Annotated in this window: 14 protein-coding genes; 4 read left to right on the top strand and 10 right to left on the bottom strand. The window is 59.7% G+C overall.

Annotation, left to right across the window (positions count from 1 at the left end; genetic code table 11):
* Nucleotides 1–154: 154 nt before the first annotated feature.
* The 4 genes from LC531_RS07690 to LC531_RS07675 all read left to right on the top strand — a co-directional run bounded on the left by LC531_RS07690 (nt 155) and on the right by LC531_RS07675 (nt 5502).
* Nucleotides 155–814, top strand: coding sequence for an HD domain-containing protein (locus LC531_RS07690; protein ID WP_223649729.1), 660 nt, complete (start codon nt 155–157; stop codon nt 812–814).
* Nucleotides 815–975: 161 nt separating this feature from the next.
* Nucleotides 976–1233 carry a hypothetical protein gene (locus LC531_RS07685; RefSeq protein WP_223649728.1) on the top strand — a complete coding sequence of 86 codons (258 nt, stop codon included), beginning with the start codon at nt 976–978 and terminating at the stop codon, nt 1231–1233.
* A gap of 283 nt (nt 1234–1516) precedes the next feature.
* Nucleotides 1517–4117 (top strand): DNA gyrase subunit A, encoded by a 2601-nt coding sequence (gene gyrA / locus LC531_RS07680; protein WP_223649727.1) that lies wholly within the window; start codon nt 1517–1519, stop codon nt 4115–4117.
* Between the two features lie 188 nt (nt 4118–4305).
* Nucleotides 4306–5502, top strand: a complete 1197-nt coding sequence (locus LC531_RS07675) for a tetratricopeptide repeat protein (protein WP_223649726.1) — start codon at nt 4306–4308, stop codon at nt 5500–5502.
* Between the two features lie 1792 nt (nt 5503–7294).
* Here LC531_RS07675 and hisIE read toward each other — a convergent pair.
* The 10 genes from hisIE to hisD form a co-directional block, all read right to left on the bottom strand.
* On the bottom strand, nt 7295–7984 hold the full coding sequence (gene hisIE / locus LC531_RS07670) for a bifunctional phosphoribosyl-AMP cyclohydrolase/phosphoribosyl-ATP diphosphatase HisIE (RefSeq protein ID WP_223649725.1): 690 nt from the start codon (nt 7982–7984) through the stop codon (nt 7295–7297).
* A 72-nt stretch (nt 7985–8056) separates the two neighbouring features.
* Nucleotides 8057–8464, bottom strand: coding sequence for a VOC family protein (locus LC531_RS07665; protein WP_223649724.1), 408 nt, complete (start codon nt 8462–8464; stop codon nt 8057–8059).
* 26 nt (nt 8465–8490) lie between these two features.
* Nucleotides 8491–9276 (bottom strand): imidazole glycerol phosphate synthase subunit HisF, encoded by a 786-nt coding sequence (gene hisF, locus LC531_RS07660; protein WP_223649723.1) that lies wholly within the window; start codon nt 9274–9276, stop codon nt 8491–8493.
* 344 nt (nt 9277–9620) lie between these two features.
* Nucleotides 9621–10343: an HAD family hydrolase gene (locus tag LC531_RS07655; protein ID WP_223649722.1), complete on the bottom strand. Its 723-nt coding sequence runs from the start codon at nt 10341–10343 to the stop codon at nt 9621–9623.
* 9 nt (nt 10344–10352) lie between these two features.
* A complete protein-coding gene (locus LC531_RS07650; RefSeq protein ID WP_223649721.1) occupies nt 10353–11081 on the bottom strand; it encodes a 1-(5-phosphoribosyl)-5-[(5-phosphoribosylamino)methylideneamino]imidazole-4-carboxamide isomerase in 729 nt (242 codons plus the stop codon).
* 58 nt (nt 11082–11139) lie between these two features.
* Nucleotides 11140–11820, bottom strand: coding sequence for an imidazole glycerol phosphate synthase subunit HisH (gene hisH / locus LC531_RS07645; RefSeq protein WP_223649720.1), 681 nt, complete (start codon nt 11818–11820; stop codon nt 11140–11142).
* Between the two features lie 59 nt (nt 11821–11879).
* The gene (gene hisB, locus LC531_RS07640; RefSeq protein ID WP_223649719.1) at nt 11880–12983 is read right to left on the bottom strand and encodes a bifunctional histidinol-phosphatase/imidazoleglycerol-phosphate dehydratase HisB; all 1104 of its coding nucleotides are present in this window, start codon (nt 12981–12983) and stop codon (nt 11880–11882) included.
* Between the two features lie 175 nt (nt 12984–13158).
* Complete coding sequence (locus LC531_RS07635; RefSeq protein ID WP_223649718.1) at nt 13159–13386, bottom strand: hypothetical protein; 228 nt, start codon at nt 13384–13386, stop codon at nt 13159–13161.
* A gap of 8 nt (nt 13387–13394) precedes the next feature.
* Nucleotides 13395–14459: a histidinol-phosphate transaminase gene (gene hisC, locus LC531_RS07630; RefSeq protein ID WP_223649717.1), complete on the bottom strand. Its 1065-nt coding sequence runs from the start codon at nt 14457–14459 to the stop codon at nt 13395–13397.
* A gap of 83 nt (nt 14460–14542) precedes the next feature.
* A complete protein-coding gene (gene hisD / locus LC531_RS07625; protein ID WP_223649716.1) occupies nt 14543–15847 on the bottom strand; it encodes a histidinol dehydrogenase in 1305 nt (434 codons plus the stop codon).
* Between the last annotated feature and the right edge of the window lie 52 nt (nt 15848–15899).

Genomic DNA, 15899 nt, shown 5'->3' with positions numbered 1-15899 from the left:
GAGTCGGGCTAGAAGGGGGGGGGTAGGGAATAAAGCCGCAAGCTAGAGCCGCCGCCCGCATCTTTGCGCGAAAGTCGCGTCAGAAAGGAAAGGCAGTAGCTGCTAGGCGGCTTAGTGCCGATTTGGCTATGCACTGATACTTAATAATTGGCAAATGATAATTGAAACCACCGCCGCTTTCATCGAAGAGAAATTCCGCGCCGAAGGCTCGGGCCACGACTGGCCGCACATCCGGCGGGTGTGGCAGGTGGCGCGGGCGCTGGCCGCCCAAACCCCCGGTACCGACCCCGAGGTAACCGAGCTGGCGGCGCTGCTGCACGACATTGCCGACTGGAAGTTTCACGGCGGCGACTACGAGGCCGGCCCCCGCGCCGCCCGCGCCTGGCTCCTGAGCCAGCAGGTACCGGAGGCCACTATCGCCCGCGTCGAGCAGGTTATTCGCGAGGTTAGCTTTAAGGGCCTGGGGGTCGAAACGCCCGTGAGTAGCCCCGAGGCGGCCGTGGTGCAGGATGCCGACCGCCTCGACGCCATCGGGGCCATCGGGGTGGGTAGGGCCTTCGCCTACGGCGGCCACAAGGGCCGCCCGCTGCACGACCCCGCCGTGCCGCCCGTGGCACACGCCGATTTTGAGCAGTACAAGCAAAGCACCACGCCCACCCTTAACCACTTCTACGAGAAGCTCTTGCACCTGAAAGACCGCCTGCACACGCCCGCCGCCCGCCAGTTGGCCGCCGTGCGCCACCACTTTATGGAGCAGTTCGTGGCGCAGTTTCTGGCTGAGTGGGAGGGCACCGACCTGCCGCCGCAACTGTAGGCAGACAAGCGTAACCTCGAAGCCCGGTCTGTTTGCAGCCGCCGGGCTTCTCTTTTTAGGGAGGAGCCGAATGGCTGGGAGGACTTACCACACGCGAGGTAGCGGCAAAGGTAGCCGCCGGGCTATCCACGGCCGGAAAGGTGGCCGTATCTTTGTCCCCTATGAAGTTGCGCCTACCCCTCCCTCCCAGCCGCAGGCTATCCTTCTTATTGCTGCTATGCATACTGGCCCTGGCTGGCTGCCGCACTTGTCCCATTGACTCGTGCCACATCCGCAAGGCCCACTACCACGAGGGGGTGAAGTACCGCGCCCGGCCCATCTGGCGGATGCAGTACCCGGCCATCGGCGAGCGCATCAAAGTGAACCGGCAGGGTAGCGACAACCACAAGGATAGCGACCGCAGCAAGCCGCTAAAATAAGCAGCGAAAGTGACCTGCGAAGTACTTGCATCGAATTACGCATTTTGAGGGGGGTAGGGCAGGGCAGGAGCTCGGTCTCGTCCACCTGACGAGCGCGGGTAAAAAGTCCCGCAAAAGCTAGAAAAACCGGGTTTTTCGCCGTATCTTGCGCGTGTATTATAGCGAGGGCTACTAGCGACGTTCTGGAATGGTTAGCCCAGGCTAATCGCCGGCCGCTAGGAGTCGTCGCCTTTCGTTGAACCCGAGCTACCAGCTAATCGCTAGTGGCTAACAGCTTAACCAGATGGCCGAAGGCGAAAAAATTATTCCGATTAACATCGAAGACGAGATGCGCGGGGCTTACATCGACTACTCGATGTCGGTCATCATCTCACGGGCGCTGCCCGACGTGCGCGACGGCCTGAAGCCCGTGCACCGGCGCGTGCTCTACGGTATGAGCGAGCTGGGCGTCTCGTATTCCAAAAGCCACAAAAAATCGGCTCGTATCGTGGGTGAGGTGCTGGGTAAGTACCATCCGCACGGCGACAGCTCGGTCTACGACACGATGGTGCGCATGGCCCAGGACTGGAGCCTGCGCTACCCCTTGGTGGACGGTCAGGGCAACTTTGGCTCGATTGACGGCGACTCGCCGGCCGCCATGCGCTACACCGAGGCCCGCCTCAAGCGCTTGTCCGACGAGCTGCTGGGCGACCTCGACAAGGACACGGTGGACTTCCAGCCCAACTTCGACGACTCGCTCGAAGAGCCCAGCGTGCTGCCCGCCAAGTTCCCGAACCTGCTGGTGAATGGCACCAGCGGCATTGCCGTGGGCATGGCCACCAACATGGCGCCTCACAACATGCGTGAAGTGGTGGACGGCATCGTGGCCTACCTCGACAACGAGGCGATTACCATCCCGGAGCTCATGCAGTACGTGACGGCCCCGGACTTTCCGACCGGTGGCATCGTCTACGGCTACGAGGGCGTGAAGCAGGCATTTGAAACGGGTCGGGGCCGCATCGTGCTGCGGGCCAAAACCAACTTCGAGACCCTGCCCAACGGCAAGGAGCAGATTATCGTGACCGAGATTCCCTACCAGGTGAATAAAGCCTCGATGATTGAGAAGACGGCCGCGCTGATTAATGACAAGAAGATTGAGGGCATCGCCGCCCTGCGCGACGAGAGCGACCGCGATGGCATGCGCATTGTGTATGAATTGAAGCGCGATGCCCTGAACACGGTGGTGCTCAATAACTTGTTTAAGTACACCCAGCTGCAATCCTCGTTCGGCGTCAACAACGTGGCCCTGGTCAAGGGCCGCCCGATGACCCTGAACCTGCGCGACCTCATCGTGTACTTCGTGGAGCACCGCGAGGAAGTCATCGTGCGCCGCACCCGCTACGAGCTGGCCGAGGCGCAGAAGCGGGCGCACATTCTGGAAGGTCTGCTTATCGCGTTGGACCACCTGGACGAGGTGATTCGCCTCATTCGCGAGTCGCGCGACCCGGAGGTGGCCCGGCTGGGTCTCATCGAGCGCTTCGCCCTGAGTGAGGTGCAGGCCCGCGCCATCCTGGACATGCGCCTGCAGCGCCTCACCGGCCTGGAGCGCGACAAGCTCGTGGCCGAGTACGAGGAGCTGATGCGCGAGGTGGACCGGCTGAATGCCATCCTGGCCTCGCCCCAGGAGCAGCGCGCCCTCATCAAGCGCGAGCTGCTGGAGATGCGCGAGCGCTACGGCGACGAGCGCCGCACCAGCATCAACCATGCGGGCGGCGACTTCTCGATGGAGGACATGATTGCTGACGAGGCAATGGTAATTACCGTGAGCCGCGAGGGCTACATCAAGCGCACCAGCCTCGATGAGTACCGCACCCAGAATCGGGGGGGGGTAGGGGCTCGCGGGGCCGGCTCGAAGCAGGACGACTTCACGGAGCATCTGTTCGTGGCTACTACCCACGAGTATCTGCTCATCTTCACGGAGCAGGGCCGCATGTTCTGGCTGCGGGCCTACGAGGTGCCCGAAACCGCTAAAACCACCAAGGGTACCCCGCTGCAAAACCTGATTGATAAGCCCAAGGAAGACGCTGTGCGCTCGGTGCTGAACGTGCGCAACCTGCGCTCGCCCGACTATCTGGAGAACACCTTCCTTATGTTCTGCACCGCCAAGGGTACGGTGAAGAAAACCCCCCTCGAAGCCTACTCGCGGCCGCGAGCGGCGGGTATTAACGCCATTACCATCAACGAAGGCGACCGCCTGCTCGACGTGCAGCTGCTGGCTGGCAACTCGCAGGTCGTGCTGGCTTCGCGTTCGGGCCGGGCGGTACGCTTTCCCGAGGAAAAAGTGCGCCCGATGGGCCGCACGGCGGCCGGCGTGCGCGGTATCACGCTGAGCGAGGACGAGCCTGACGACCAGGTAGTGGGCATGGTTTGCATCGCCGACTCCGAGCAGCAGGAGCTGCTGGTGGTGACCGAGCATGGCTACGGTAAGCGCTCGGCCCTGGATGGGGAGGGGGGCTACCGCGTCACCAACCGCGGTGGTAAGGGCGTGAAAGCGATGCAGGTAACCGAGAAAACTGGTAAGCTAGTGTCTATTCAGGCCGTAACCGATGCCGACGACCTGATGATAATTAACCGCTCGGGTCTCACCATTCGGCTGAGTATGAGTGAGTTGCGGACAATCGGCCGCGCCACGCAGGGTGTGCGCCTGTTTAAGGTGGCGGCCAACGACGAGATTTCCTCAGTGGCCAAGGTCGCGGCCGCCGAAGTAGAGCTAGACCCGTTGGCCGAGCTAGCGGAGACTGGTTCAGTAGGTGACATCACCGATGGGGTAGGGGGTAGCCCCGACGAGCCAGACCTGGCTCTGGCCGACGCGGAGGACGGCGAAGGTCCCGACGAGCAGGAATAAAAACCAACCTTGCTAGGAGAAGGCCGTCCGCGTAGCGGGCGGCCTTTTTTGGGCCTTTACTCACTCAATAGAACTTTAACCGGATGCGATGTAAACCAGCCGGGCGGCGCGCCGTAAAGCCCCGGTAGTATTCCTTTGCCGATTGGGCGTAGTTTTGCCCCATCACTCATCTTTTCTTTCTTTCTCCCATGAAAAAGACCTTTCTGACGCTAGCCGCATCGGTCGCCCTAACGGCCGCCGTTGGCTTGGCCACGCCGGCCCTGGCCCAGAATTCGGCCGTTACTAACGCTCTCCTTAGTCAAAAAGCCGGCCAGCTGGACAAGGCGTTAGCAAGCATCAACGAAGCCATTGCCAATGATAAGACCAAGGACAAGGCTAAAACCTGGTTTACCCGAGGCGAAATCTACTACCAGCTGCTGGACCCCAATACTCAAGCCCTCTTTGCCAAGTATACTAAAGATATGCAGCCGGGCGAGGCCCTGCAAAAAGCGGCTGAGTCGTACAAAAAGGCCCTGGAACTGGACGGCCCAAGCGGGGAATACGGTAAGCAGGTGCCTTCACGTTTACAAAACCTTTATGGCCAGGCGTTTAATGCCGGGGTAAAAAACTACAACGATAAAGATTTCGACAAGGCCATCGCCAATTATAAGCTGGCTTCGCAGCTTAACCCCCAGGATACGACTGCCGTGCTCTATACGGCCTACGCTGAGGAAGCCAAGCAAGACTTCGCCGGGGCTAAGACCAGCTATAACCAGCTGCTGGGCATGGACGCCTATAAGTCGAAGCCAGCCCCGGTTAACGTGTACACTCGCTTGCTCCAGATAGCGCACCAGCAAAAAAATGAGCCGGAGGCGCAGCAGGTTCTCAAGCAAGCATTGGTAGCGTATCCGACGAACAAGGCTTTTTTGATTGAGGACCTGAACATGTCTATGACGGGGGGCAATAGCGATGCGGCAATGGAAAAAATCAGCAAAGCCATCGCCGCCGACCCCACCAATGCCAACCTGTACGCGGTGCGCGGCTCGCTCTACGACGCCCAGAAGAAAACTGACCTCGCGCAGGCTGACTACAAGAAATCCATTGAGTTGGACCCGAATAATTTTGATGCCCAGTTCAATATGGGTATCTACAACTTCAACCAAGCGGCTAACATGTATACTAAGGCCAGTAAAATGGACCTGAAAACGTACCAGTTAAAGGGTAAGCCGCTGGAGACTCAAGGTAAGAAATATTTCGAAGCTGCGGTGCCGTACTTTGAGAAGTCGCTCGAAATTCAGCCCAATGATGCGGCCAGCATCAGTGCGCTTCAGAAGGTATATTTCCGCCTCGGGCGTAATGCCGATTCCAAGCGGATGGAAGACCGGCTACAAGCTTTGAAGAAATAATTTTACGCTGAGATTAAGTAGGTCAAAAATCCCCAGCCTGATGAAGGTTGGGGATTTTTTTGTCAGTTCCATGTTGGTAGAAGAGGAGAGGCATCTAGGGAAGGCTTTCCGTTATTTCGCTGCTTAATTTAACATAATATTAATTATAAGACAAATAATAGTGGTTGTATCTTTGAGTACTATTACCTGCGTAGTCTAGAAATCTCATCGACTAGTAGGCGCTTAATCTTATCTAGTAGATATGCTAAGTGTAAACTGGTCTGTCTGCGTACATGTAGTTGGTCAAGATGAGGTTGGTTTTGTGAAGTTGAAGTTGATTCCTAAGAACCACCAGCTACCCCAGCAGTTGCTTTTACTTGAGACCCGAGTTATTTGTGGAAGCTTTCCTATGTCAGCAAGTAGTTTTTTGAGTAGTTTTCTGGTTGCCATTGAAGTAGTAGTGATGGTGCATTAGTATAAGCGTTATTTATCAGCGGATAAGATTGATGAGCAAAGTAGGAAGAACTTCATAGTTGCTGAAGTATCTCCTATCCTGTTGGGGCTTTAGTTAAGTATAAAAAAGAGGGTTTAAAATTACAGACCAGACCAAAGTATACTAAAGTACAAAAAAGTTTAAAAATAAATATGGACTTTAAACTTTTTTGTACTTTAGTATACTTTATCATTCTTCCTTGTTTATACTTGTCTTCCTTTCGTACTCACCTCAGCATATCCACCTCTTTTATACTACTGCTTAAATGCCAAAACTTATAGATTATCCCCGCACTAGCTACAGTGGAGCCTGGGAAATAGCTGAAGTAGTAGACGATACGGGCGGCAAGTGCGCCCTAGAAACGTGCGCCCGTAAGCTAAATCGTAAGGTAAGTGGTTCTTTCAAGGCTATTGTGGGCTCAGCCGTAAAGTTTGGCCTCCTCACAAGCAAGCGAGAAATGCTTACTACTACGACACTCTTCCGACGCATAAAACATGCTTACGACAAACAGGAAGAACTACTGTTTCACCGGGAAGCCTTTCTTACCCCGCCGCTCTTCACACAGCTGTGCCGCAAATTTCGCAGCCGGGAGCTACCTGTTGCCATGCTCGACGTCTTACTGATGCGCGAGTTCGACGTAGAGGAAATAAATACCCAGAGCGTGGCCAAAGCCTTTATTGACGGAGCCCGGATGGTGGGGTTACTGGATGAGCACAACATACTGGCCGATATCGACCAGCTAGCAGCGCAACAGCCACCCAAGAGGGAACTCGCCAGTCCAAATCCTAGTCCCAATGTCTTCCGCCAAGTACCCGGCCCCGCGGGTCCCCCAACGACAGCCACTGAAGTTACGGAGGAACCAGTAGCGACCAGCCTTCCAAATAATCAACCCCGCGTGCCAGTAGCAATTCCCTTACCGCCACCCCGTTTAGCCCCCCCAGCTACGGCAGACGCAATTGCCAGCCTCTTCGGCCTCAACGAGCCGACGAACCCGATTTTCGCTTCACAGACACCGCCTGGCCCTGAACCAGCCCGTGCGTCCCGCTCAACAGCGGGTCCTGGTTTACCCCAGCCTACTACCCCACCAGCAATACTCTTTCGCATTCAGTTAGCGGGCCCTGGCGTTAATACCCAACTCGATGTAACCGACGTGGCAGACCTGGCCCTGGTGCGCGCCCTACTGGATAAGATTGAGCGCCGGCTGAACCAATAAAGAGGTGAAAATCAACAGGCAGTTTACTTATCTATTACTTATGTTAAGCTGGAATATCTCTCAACTTCTCGTCACTTTATTTAGCAGCGGGAAGGGAGCGGACTCGCTTATTCGGGCAGCGGACGGCGCTGCCCGGCGGCGATAGTCTGGTGGCGCTGACGCAACACGCCTAGCATTTCGTCCAGCGACGAGCCCGAGGCCCGCAACAACACCAGCAGGTGGAAGAGCAGGTCGGCAGCTTCCCCAGGCAAGCCTACGCGGTTACCCGCCATCGCGTCAATAACGGTTTCCACGGCCTCCTCCCCTACTTTTTGCGCAATCCGGGCCAAGCCTTTTTCAAATAAGCGAACAGTGTAAGAACCCGGCTCTTCCTGCGGCAGCTGCTGTCGGCGCTCGATGAGGCGGTCTAGCTCGGCCAGGAAGCCAACCGGGGGAGTAGGCAGCGCGGCATCGGTACTAGCCCCTACCTCCCCGGTTGCAGTTGACTGAGCTTCGAAGCAGCTCGTGGTACCCCGGTGGCAGGTCGGGCCGTCGGGCCGGGCCATTACTAATACTGTATCCCGGTCGCAGTCGATATGCAAGCTTACTACCTGCAGGAAATTGCCGCTGGTTTCGCCCTTGGTCCAGAGGCGCTGCTTGGAGCGCGAGAAGAACGTGACCCGGCCCTCGGCCTGGGTGCGTTGCCAGGCTTCGGCATTAAAGTAGCCCAGCATAAGCACCTGGCCCGTGGCGGCATCCTGCACAATGGCGGGAATGAGCTGGTCAGGCATTTTATCAAAATCTAACTCCGTATTCATTTGGAAAGGCAAAGCGGCGGGTAAGAACCGCCGGTAAGAGAAGAAATGATGAGCCAGCCGGCTTGAGCCAACTCAGGTAATGGGTGCGGGCTTAGGTTGCAGCAGGTCCCAGAGGTTGCCGTAGAGGTCGGCAAAAACGGCCACGGTAGCATATACTTCCTCGCGGGGCGTTTCCTGAAACTGCACGCCCTGCGCCATCAGGCGGTGGTAGTCGCGCCAAAAATCGTCGGTCGTTAAAAATAAGAACACCCGGCCGCCGGTCTGGTTGCCTACGTAGCGCAACTGCTCAGGGCCGTCGGCCTGGGCCAGCAGCAGCGCACTACCCCCCCCGGCGCCCGGCGGGGCCACCAGCACCCAGCGCTTACCGTCGCCCAAGGGCGTGTCGGCCACCAGGTGAAACCCCAGCTGATGCGTATAAAAGTGAATGGCCTCGTCGTAATCGCGCACGACCAGCGTGACATGGGCTAGTTGCTGCTGCATAAAAATCAGGTGCCAGGAAATTGCCCCTACCCTACCGGGCGCATGGCCACCCCTTCGGTCAGGAGATAATTTTTGAGGCCGGCCACCGAGAGGTCGCCGAAGTGAAAGACGCTGGCCGCCAGCGCAGCATCGGCCCCGCCAGGCCGCAGCACGTCGCGGAAGTGCGGAGCCGCCCCGGCCCCCCCCGAGGCAATAACCGGTATCCCTACCCCCGCCGCCACGCCCCGCGTGAGGCCCAGGGCGTAGCCGTCGCGGGTGCCGTCGTGGCTCATGCTGGTGAGCAGGATTTCGCCCGCGCCGCGCTCGGCAGCCTCGCGGCACCAGGCCAGGGCCTCGCGGCCGGCGGGGTGGCGACCGCCGTGGGTAAAGACTTCCCAGGCCTCGTCGGCCGCATGGGCGGCGGTTTCGTTGGTTTGGCGGGCATCAACGGCCACCACGATGCACTGGCTGCCAAAGCGGCGAGCTAACTCGTCAATGAGGCCAGGCTCGCGCAGCACCGAGGAGTTAAGGCTAACCTTATCGGCACCGCTTAATAGGAGCGCCTCCACATCGGCCACCGCCCCGATGCCCCCGCCCACGGTGAACGGAATATTGACCTCGCGGGCCACGTTGCGCACCAGCTCAATGAGGGTGCGGCGCTTTTCCACGGTGGCCGTGATGTCGAGCAGCACTAACTCGTCAATGCCCTCCTGGGCGTAGCGCGCGGCCAGGGCCACGGGGTCGCCGGCATCGCGCAGGTTTACGAAGTTGGTGCCCTTCACGGTACGGCCGTTCTGCACGTCGAGGCAGGCAATGAGGCGTTTGGTCAGCATCTCTTTTTCTTATTAAAATTCTTCGAACATACCCGTTATCCCTACCTTATGCAGGCATTGCCTAAGCGTTTGCAATACGGAGAGCTGTTGGGAATTGGTGGCGGAATAGAAACACACGTACCATCCCTGCCCATCAACCTCGATAACGAAATCTTCCGGCCACTTACTTCTAAAAGGAAGTGCGAAAACGTACTTTCTATAGGTCGGGTCAGCCTCAACAAGATATAGCCTCACTAAAGTCAACTGCTCCAAGCAGGAAGTAACCCGTTGGAAGTCCCCGGCATCACTGGCTAATTGAGCGGCCGACAAGACCAGCCTAAACTCGAAGCCCATCCCGTTGAGAGCTAGTGAGGCCCGATGAGTTGTTGGCATACGTCAACCAGCGGCTCCAGGCTGGCCAACTCCGCTACGTGGGCCAGCGGCCGGGCTACCCCCAGGCGGTTCAGCCAGACAGGCCGGATGCCCATGGCCAGCGCCCCCAGCACGTCGGCCTGCCAATTATCGCCCACCATCACCGTTTCGGCGGCCGTGACTCCCAAGCGCCGCAGGGCCACTTCGTAAATAGCAGGGTCCGGCTTGAGCACCCCTACCCCCTCCGAGGTAATCAAGGCATCCACGAACTCGCGCATGCCCAGGTGGCGCAGCTTTTCTTCCTGCTCGGCCGTGCGGTTATTGGTTACAATCCCAATCTGGTAGTCCGGCTTCAGGCATTTCAGCAGCGCCAACGCGCCCGCCACGGGCTGCCGCAGCCGCTGATAATGCCTATAGTGCTGCTCAGCCACCTGCGTAACTACCACCGCGGAGACGGCCGGCTCATACGGTGCCAGCAGCCGCTGAAAGCGCAGTTGCCGCGCCCCCAGGTACGAAAGCTGGCCCGTCATCACCAGCGGGTGCAACTCCTCCAGCAGCTCGCTGTAGCGCTGATAAAGCTCTTCTAATGGCACCTGCTGCAAGGCCGGCCGGATGGCCGCCGTGGCGGCCAGGGCCGCCCGCGCCGTAGCCATGTGGTCGAAGAGCGTATCGTCGAGGTCAAAAAGAACCGTGGTTACCGGAGTAGTTGGGAGCATGCCGTTGGGTTATACTTGTCCTTGTAGTTCAGCCCGCAACTCCACTTCCGTAATCTTACCCTCATAAATGGCCTTGCCAATGATGGCCCCGGCCATCCCCAGCTCGCGCATCGCCGCCAGGTCGGCCACGGTCGTAACGCCGCCACTGGCCACAAACTGCGCCGCCGGAAACTGCTGCCGCAATGCGGCGTAGGTAGCAGTGGCGGGGCCTTGCAACTGGCCGTCGCGGCTCACATCGGTGCAGATGAAGGTAGTAGCTCCAGCCGCCAGGTAGGCCCCGATAAAGTCGGGCAGACGCTGGGTGCTCTGCTCAGTCCAAGCGCTTACGGCGATAAAGTCAGCCTTAAAATCGGCCCCGATAATGATGCGCTTCGCCCCGAACCGAGCCAGCCACTCCCCTACTAATGCGGGCTCGCGGGCCGCGATGCTGCCCGCCGTGAGCTGCGCCGCCCCGGCCGCAAATGCCGCCTCGGCCGCCGCCGTGGTCTGAATGCCCCCACCAAAGTCGATGTGCAGCTTCGTGTGGCGGGCAATGCGTTCGAGCACCGGCAGCTGACGCGGCTCGCGGGCGCGGGCTCCGTCGAGGTCTACCAGGTGCAGGTGGGTAGCCCCCAACTGCTCGAAGTACTGCGCCTGGGCCAGCGGGTCGGCGGCGTAGGTGGTCTGGCGGGCAAAGTCGCCGCCCGTCAGGCGCACGCACGAACCGTTGATGAGGTCGATGGCGGGAATTATATTCATTTGGGTAATATGCAAATTGCGGCCTTGTTAAACGCAATTACATCATTTGTTAAAGGAACTAGGCAAGGTCAGCGGACAGAAAGTTCTTCAAAATCTGCTCGCCCACTGGTCCGCTCTTCTCCACGTGAAACTGCACGCCGTAGAAATTACGGTAGCGCACGGCAGCGCTGAATGGCACCCCGGCTGGGTAGCTGGCCTGGGCAATGGTATAGTCGCCCACCGGCGCGTAATAGCTGTGCACGAAGTACACATAATCGGCAGCCGTGGGCCGCCGCGACGGGGCTGGCGACTGGTTCAAATCCAACTGGGGGCTCCCCTCCGCTGGCCCGTGCAGCCCCGCAAACAACGGCGTTTGCAGGTCGTGCAGGTTGTTCCAGCCCATGTGGGGCACCTTGTGCGCCGCATCGGGCGGCGTGAAGCGCACCACATCAAAGGGCAGCATCCCCAGCATTTCGGTGCCGCCGGCCGGGCCTTCCTGGCTGTGGCGGCCCAGCAGCTGCATGCCGAGGCAGATGCCCAAGAACGGCTGCGTGAGCGTGGGCAGCACCTCATCGAGGCCGGCGGCGCGCAACGCCCGCATAGCCGAACTGGCCTCCCCTTCGCCCGGAAACAGCACCCGGTCGGCTTGGCGAATTAGGTCGGGGTCGGCAGTCAGCGTAGCGTTCATACCCAGGCGCTCCAGCGCAAACAGCACGGACTGCACGTTGCCGCCCTGGTAATCAATAACAGCGATGTTCATGTTAAAACATTTGGTTAATAAGGGTTTCTATCCAATTTTACCCAAATGATAAATAAGACTTACAAAATGCCTTTCGTGCTGGGTATCACGTGCTGCCCGGCCGGGTCGCGCACTAAGGCCATCTTAATAGACTTGGCTACGGCCTTGAAAATCGCCTCGATTTTGTGGTGCTCGTTGTCGCCCTCGCACTTGATGTTGAGGTTACAACGGGCCGCGTCGGAGAAGCTTTTGAAGAAATGGTAAAACAGCTCGGTGGGTACGTCACCCATCCGCTCGCGCTTAAAGTCGGCGGCCCAGACCAGCCAGGGCCGGCCCGAAAAGTCGATGGCGGTCTGGGCCAGGGCATCGTCCATCGGCAGCAAAAAGCCGTAGCGGTTCACGCCGCGCTTGTCGCCGATGGCCTCGTCGTAGGCCGCGCCGATGGCGATGGCCGTGTCTTCCACGGTGTGGTGCTCATCGATGTGCAGGTCGCCGTGGGTGCGCACGTAGAGGTCGCAGCCGCTGTGCTTACCCAATTGGTCAAGCATGTGGTCGTAAAAGCCCAGGCCTGTTTTGCAGTCGGTGTGGCCGGTGCCATCGAGGTTGAGAATAACTTCAATGCGCGTCTCATTGGTGTTGCGCATGATGTGGGCGCGACGCGGCGGGCGGCGCAGGTGCTCGTACACGGCGGCCCAGTCGGTGGTGCTGAGCGCGGCGCGCTCGTCGGCCTCGGCGTGGAGCAGGATGGCGCGGCAGCCCAGGTTCTCGGCCAGCTGCACATCGGTACCGCGGTCGCCAATCACGTAGGAGTGCGTAAGGTCGTAGCCGTTGGCCGGGTCGAGGTAGCGGGTGAGTAGCGCGGTGCCGGGCTTGCGCGTCGGGGCCGGGTCGTGGGCAAAGCTGCGGTCGATGAGAATCTCGCTGAACTCGACCCCCTCCCCTTTCAGGATGTCCAGCATTTTTTGCTGGTAGGGCCAGAAGGTATCCTCGGGGTAGCTGGCGGTGCCAAGGCCGTCCTGGTTGGTAACCAGCACGAGCTCGTACTCACCATCGCGGGCCAGCTGGGCCAGGGCCGTGATGGCACCGGGCACGAAGTCGAACTTATGCCAGGCATCAATTTGGTAGTCGGTCGGCGGCTCGATGAGGATGGTACCGTCGCGGTCAATAAAGAGTACTCTTTTCATGTATACATTAAATAGCTGGCGTTTTCATAGAAATCACAAGGTCTTTACAAATAATAAAGCCATCAAACCCCCAACCAGCTTCAATTGAGAAATAGCGAAATGATGCATCAGCCGCAATACTTTCCAGAACGCCAACTGATATATAATTTTTTCGACGCTCCAACCACTCGCCGTATCATTGCCAAAATTCTGTCGCGTCTGTTGCCTCTTCAATATCGTGGAGCAAATTGAATGTACCGAACTCCTTGAAATCCTGTAGCTCAACTCCAGTAAATAGAACGGCAATCTGTTCCAGTATTTCTCCTGCCCAACGCTCTAGCGAAATAGTGGTCTGTTTAGTCTTGAAATCCACTTCTAACTTCTGCACAATACCATCGCCAACCAGCTCGCTACGAAAACTCATTTTTCTGCTTAGTTAGCCAGTTTGAACTCCCCCAGCGCCGCCAGCAGCTTTTCATTCTCCGCCGGCGAGCCCACCGTGAGGCGCAGCGTGCCGGCGCAGCCGGGCTGGGTGGTGCGGTTGCGCACCACGATGCCGCGGCTCAGCAGGTACTCGTACACGGCGGTGGCGTCGGGGTAGAAGCGGACCAGCAGGAAGTTGGCATCTGAAGGAAACACCTCAGCCACGAGGGGCAGCGCAGGCAGGTGCTCGGCCAGCCAGTCGCGGCCGGTGAGCAGCTGCTGGCGCAGCTGCTCGAAGTGCGGGGCCGCCGCCAGGGCGGCCAGCGCGTGCTGCTGGGTGGCCTCCGAGATATTATAAGGGGGCTTGATTTTGTTGAGGTAGCTGATAATTTCGGGCGAGGCGAAAGCCATGCCCAGACGCAGGCCGGCCAAGCCCCAGGCCTTGGAGAACGTCTGGAGCACTACCAAATTGGGGAATTCAGCCAGGCGGGTCGTCCAGCTGGGGGCGGCAGCGAAGTCGGCGTACGCCTCATCTACCACCACCAGGCCAGGGAAGCCGCGCAGGATTTCCTCGATGGCCTCGGCGTGGAGCAAGTTGCCGGTGGGATTATTGGGCGAGCACAGGAACACCAGCTTGGCCGGGGAGGCCAGCACGTCGGCTACGATTTCGGGTGAGAGCTGGAAATCGGCCGTGAGCGGCCGGCGCTCGATGCGCACGTCGTTGAGGTTGGCAGCTACCTCGTACATGCCGTAGGTGGGGGGTAGCAGCAAAATGCTATCCGCGCCGCCGGGCGTGCAGGTAAGACGCACCAGCAGGTCAATGGCCTCGTCGGAGCCGTTGCCCAGAAAAATCTGGGCCGGCTCTACCACTTTCAGCTGGGACAACTCGACTTTAACGGCGCGCTGCTGCGGGTCGGGGTAGCGGTTAAACTGCGCGGGGCCAGCGCTCCCGAGGCTGTTCTCGTTGGCATCGAGCATCACCTGGGCCTCGCCCGTGAACTCGTCGCGGGCCGACGAATAGGGCTTCATGGCCCGGATGTTGGGGCGAATAAGGAATTCTAGGATGAAGGACATTTTTTCTTAGGCTGTAAAACGGAGTGGTACTCCGTTTGTCATTGAACGAGCTAAGGCACGCGGAAACGGAGTGCCACTCCGTTTTACATCTGACTCAAGGCTTCGCGGCGCAGGGCTACGGCGTGGGCGTGGGCGTGCAGGCCTTCGGCCTGGGCCATGGGCTCTACTACCGGGGCCAGGGCGAGCAGACCGGCGGGCGCGAGTTGCTGGAAGGTGATTTTCTTGTAGAACGAATCGAGCGACACGCCGCTGTAGGCGCGGGCGTAGCCGCCCGTCGGCAGCGTATGGTTGGTGCCGGAGGCGTAATCACCCACCGCCTCGGGCGTAAGGTGGCCCATGAATACGGAGCCCGCGTTGTAGATAGCGGCGGCCAGTTCCTCGGGGGCGGCCACAGCCAGGATAAGGTGCTCGGGAGCGTACTCGTTGCTGAATTCCAGCATGGTAGCCATATCGGGCAGCAGCAGGCCGCGGCTTTCGGTGAGGGCCTGGCGGGCGATTTCGGCGCGGGGCAGCAGCGGCAGCTGGCGCTCCAGCTCCGTGACCACTCCGTTTAATAAGACCTCCGAATCGGTGAGCAGGATTACCTGCGAGTCGGGGCCGTGCTCAGCCTGCGAGAGCAGGTCGGCCGCCACGAAAGCGGGGTTGGCGCTGGCATCGGCGATGACCAATACTTCGCTCGGGCCGGCAGGCATATCAATCGCTACCCCCCGCTGGGCGGCCAGCTGCTTGGCGGCAGTTACGTAGCGGTTGCCGGGACCGAAAATCTTGTCCACGGCCGGCACCGAGGCGGTGCCCACGGTGAGCGCGGCCACAGCCTGCGCCCCGCCGGCTTTAACAATAGTCGTCAGTCCCAGCTCCTGGGCAGCAAAGAGGATAGCCGGCGCAATGCGGCCGTCGCCCCGGCCGGGCGGCGTGCAGAGCACAATCTCGCGGCAGCCCGCCAGCTTAGCCGGGATGCCCAGCATTAATAAGGTGGAGAACAGCGGGGCCGAGCCACCCGGCACGTAGAGGCCCACCCGCGGCACGGCCACGCTGCGGCGCCAGCAGCGCACGCCGGGCATGGTTTCGACCTCGGCCTCCACGGCCGGCGGCTGCTGGGCGGCGTGGAACGTGGTGATATTCTTAATTGCCTGCCGAATAGCCGCTTGCAACTCGGCGGGCACCTGGGCGGCCCCGGCGGCCAGCTCCCCGGCACTCACGCGCAAGTCGACCAGCGCGGGCACGCCATCCAGCTGGGCGGCGTAGTCGCGCAGGGCGTCGTCACCGCGCCGGGCCACGTCGTCGAAAATCTCGCCGGCGCGGGCCAGGATGGCGTCATTGCTACCGGCCAGCGGGCGCTGCTGGAGCGCCGGCCACTGGGCGCGGGCGGGGTTGTGGAAAATCTGCATGGCAAAATTCGTTTGTCATGCTGAGCTTGTCGAAGCATCTCTACCGCGTAAG

It is taken from the genome of Hymenobacter psoromatis (assembly GCF_020012125.1).
GTDB lineage: Bacteria > Bacteroidota > Bacteroidia > Cytophagales > Hymenobacteraceae > Hymenobacter > Hymenobacter psoromatis.
Note: the sequence above shows the minus strand (reverse complement) of the source record. Positions and strands in the feature narration are given on the sequence as shown.

Coding starts and splice junctions, on each gene's coding strand:
- LC531_RS07690 (WP_223649729.1), top strand. CDS start 155: ATGATAATTGAAACCACCGCCGCTTTCATCGAAGAGAAATTCCGCGCC.
- LC531_RS07685 (WP_223649728.1), top strand. CDS start 976: ATGAAGTTGCGCCTACCCCTCCCTCCCAGCCGCAGGCTATCCTTCTTA.
- gyrA (WP_223649727.1), top strand. CDS start 1,517: ATGGCCGAAGGCGAAAAAATTATTCCGATTAACATCGAAGACGAGATG.
- LC531_RS07675 (WP_223649726.1), top strand. CDS start 4,306: ATGAAAAAGACCTTTCTGACGCTAGCCGCATCGGTCGCCCTAACGGCC.
- hisIE (WP_223649725.1), bottom strand. CDS start 7,984: ATGAATACGGAGTTAGATTTTGATAAAATGCCTGACCAGCTCATTCCC.
- LC531_RS07665 (WP_223649724.1), bottom strand. CDS start 8,464: ATGCAGCAGCAACTAGCCCATGTCACGCTGGTCGTGCGCGATTACGAC.
- hisF (WP_223649723.1), bottom strand. CDS start 9,276: ATGCTGACCAAACGCCTCATTGCCTGCCTCGACGTGCAGAACGGCCGT.
- LC531_RS07655 (WP_223649722.1), bottom strand. CDS start 10,343: ATGCTCCCAACTACTCCGGTAACCACGGTTCTTTTTGACCTCGACGAT.
- LC531_RS07650 (WP_223649721.1), bottom strand. CDS start 11,081: ATGAATATAATTCCCGCCATCGACCTCATCAACGGTTCGTGCGTGCGC.
- hisH (WP_223649720.1), bottom strand. CDS start 11,820: ATGAACATCGCTGTTATTGATTACCAGGGCGGCAACGTGCAGTCCGTG.
- hisB (WP_223649719.1), bottom strand. CDS start 12,983: ATGAAAAGAGTACTCTTTATTGACCGCGACGGTACCATCCTCATCGAG.
- LC531_RS07635 (WP_223649718.1), bottom strand. CDS start 13,386: ATGAGTTTTCGTAGCGAGCTGGTTGGCGATGGTATTGTGCAGAAGTTA.
- hisC (WP_223649717.1), bottom strand. CDS start 14,459: ATGTCCTTCATCCTAGAATTCCTTATTCGCCCCAACATCCGGGCCATG.
- hisD (WP_223649716.1), bottom strand. CDS start 15,847: ATGCAGATTTTCCACAACCCCGCCCGCGCCCAGTGGCCGGCGCTCCAG.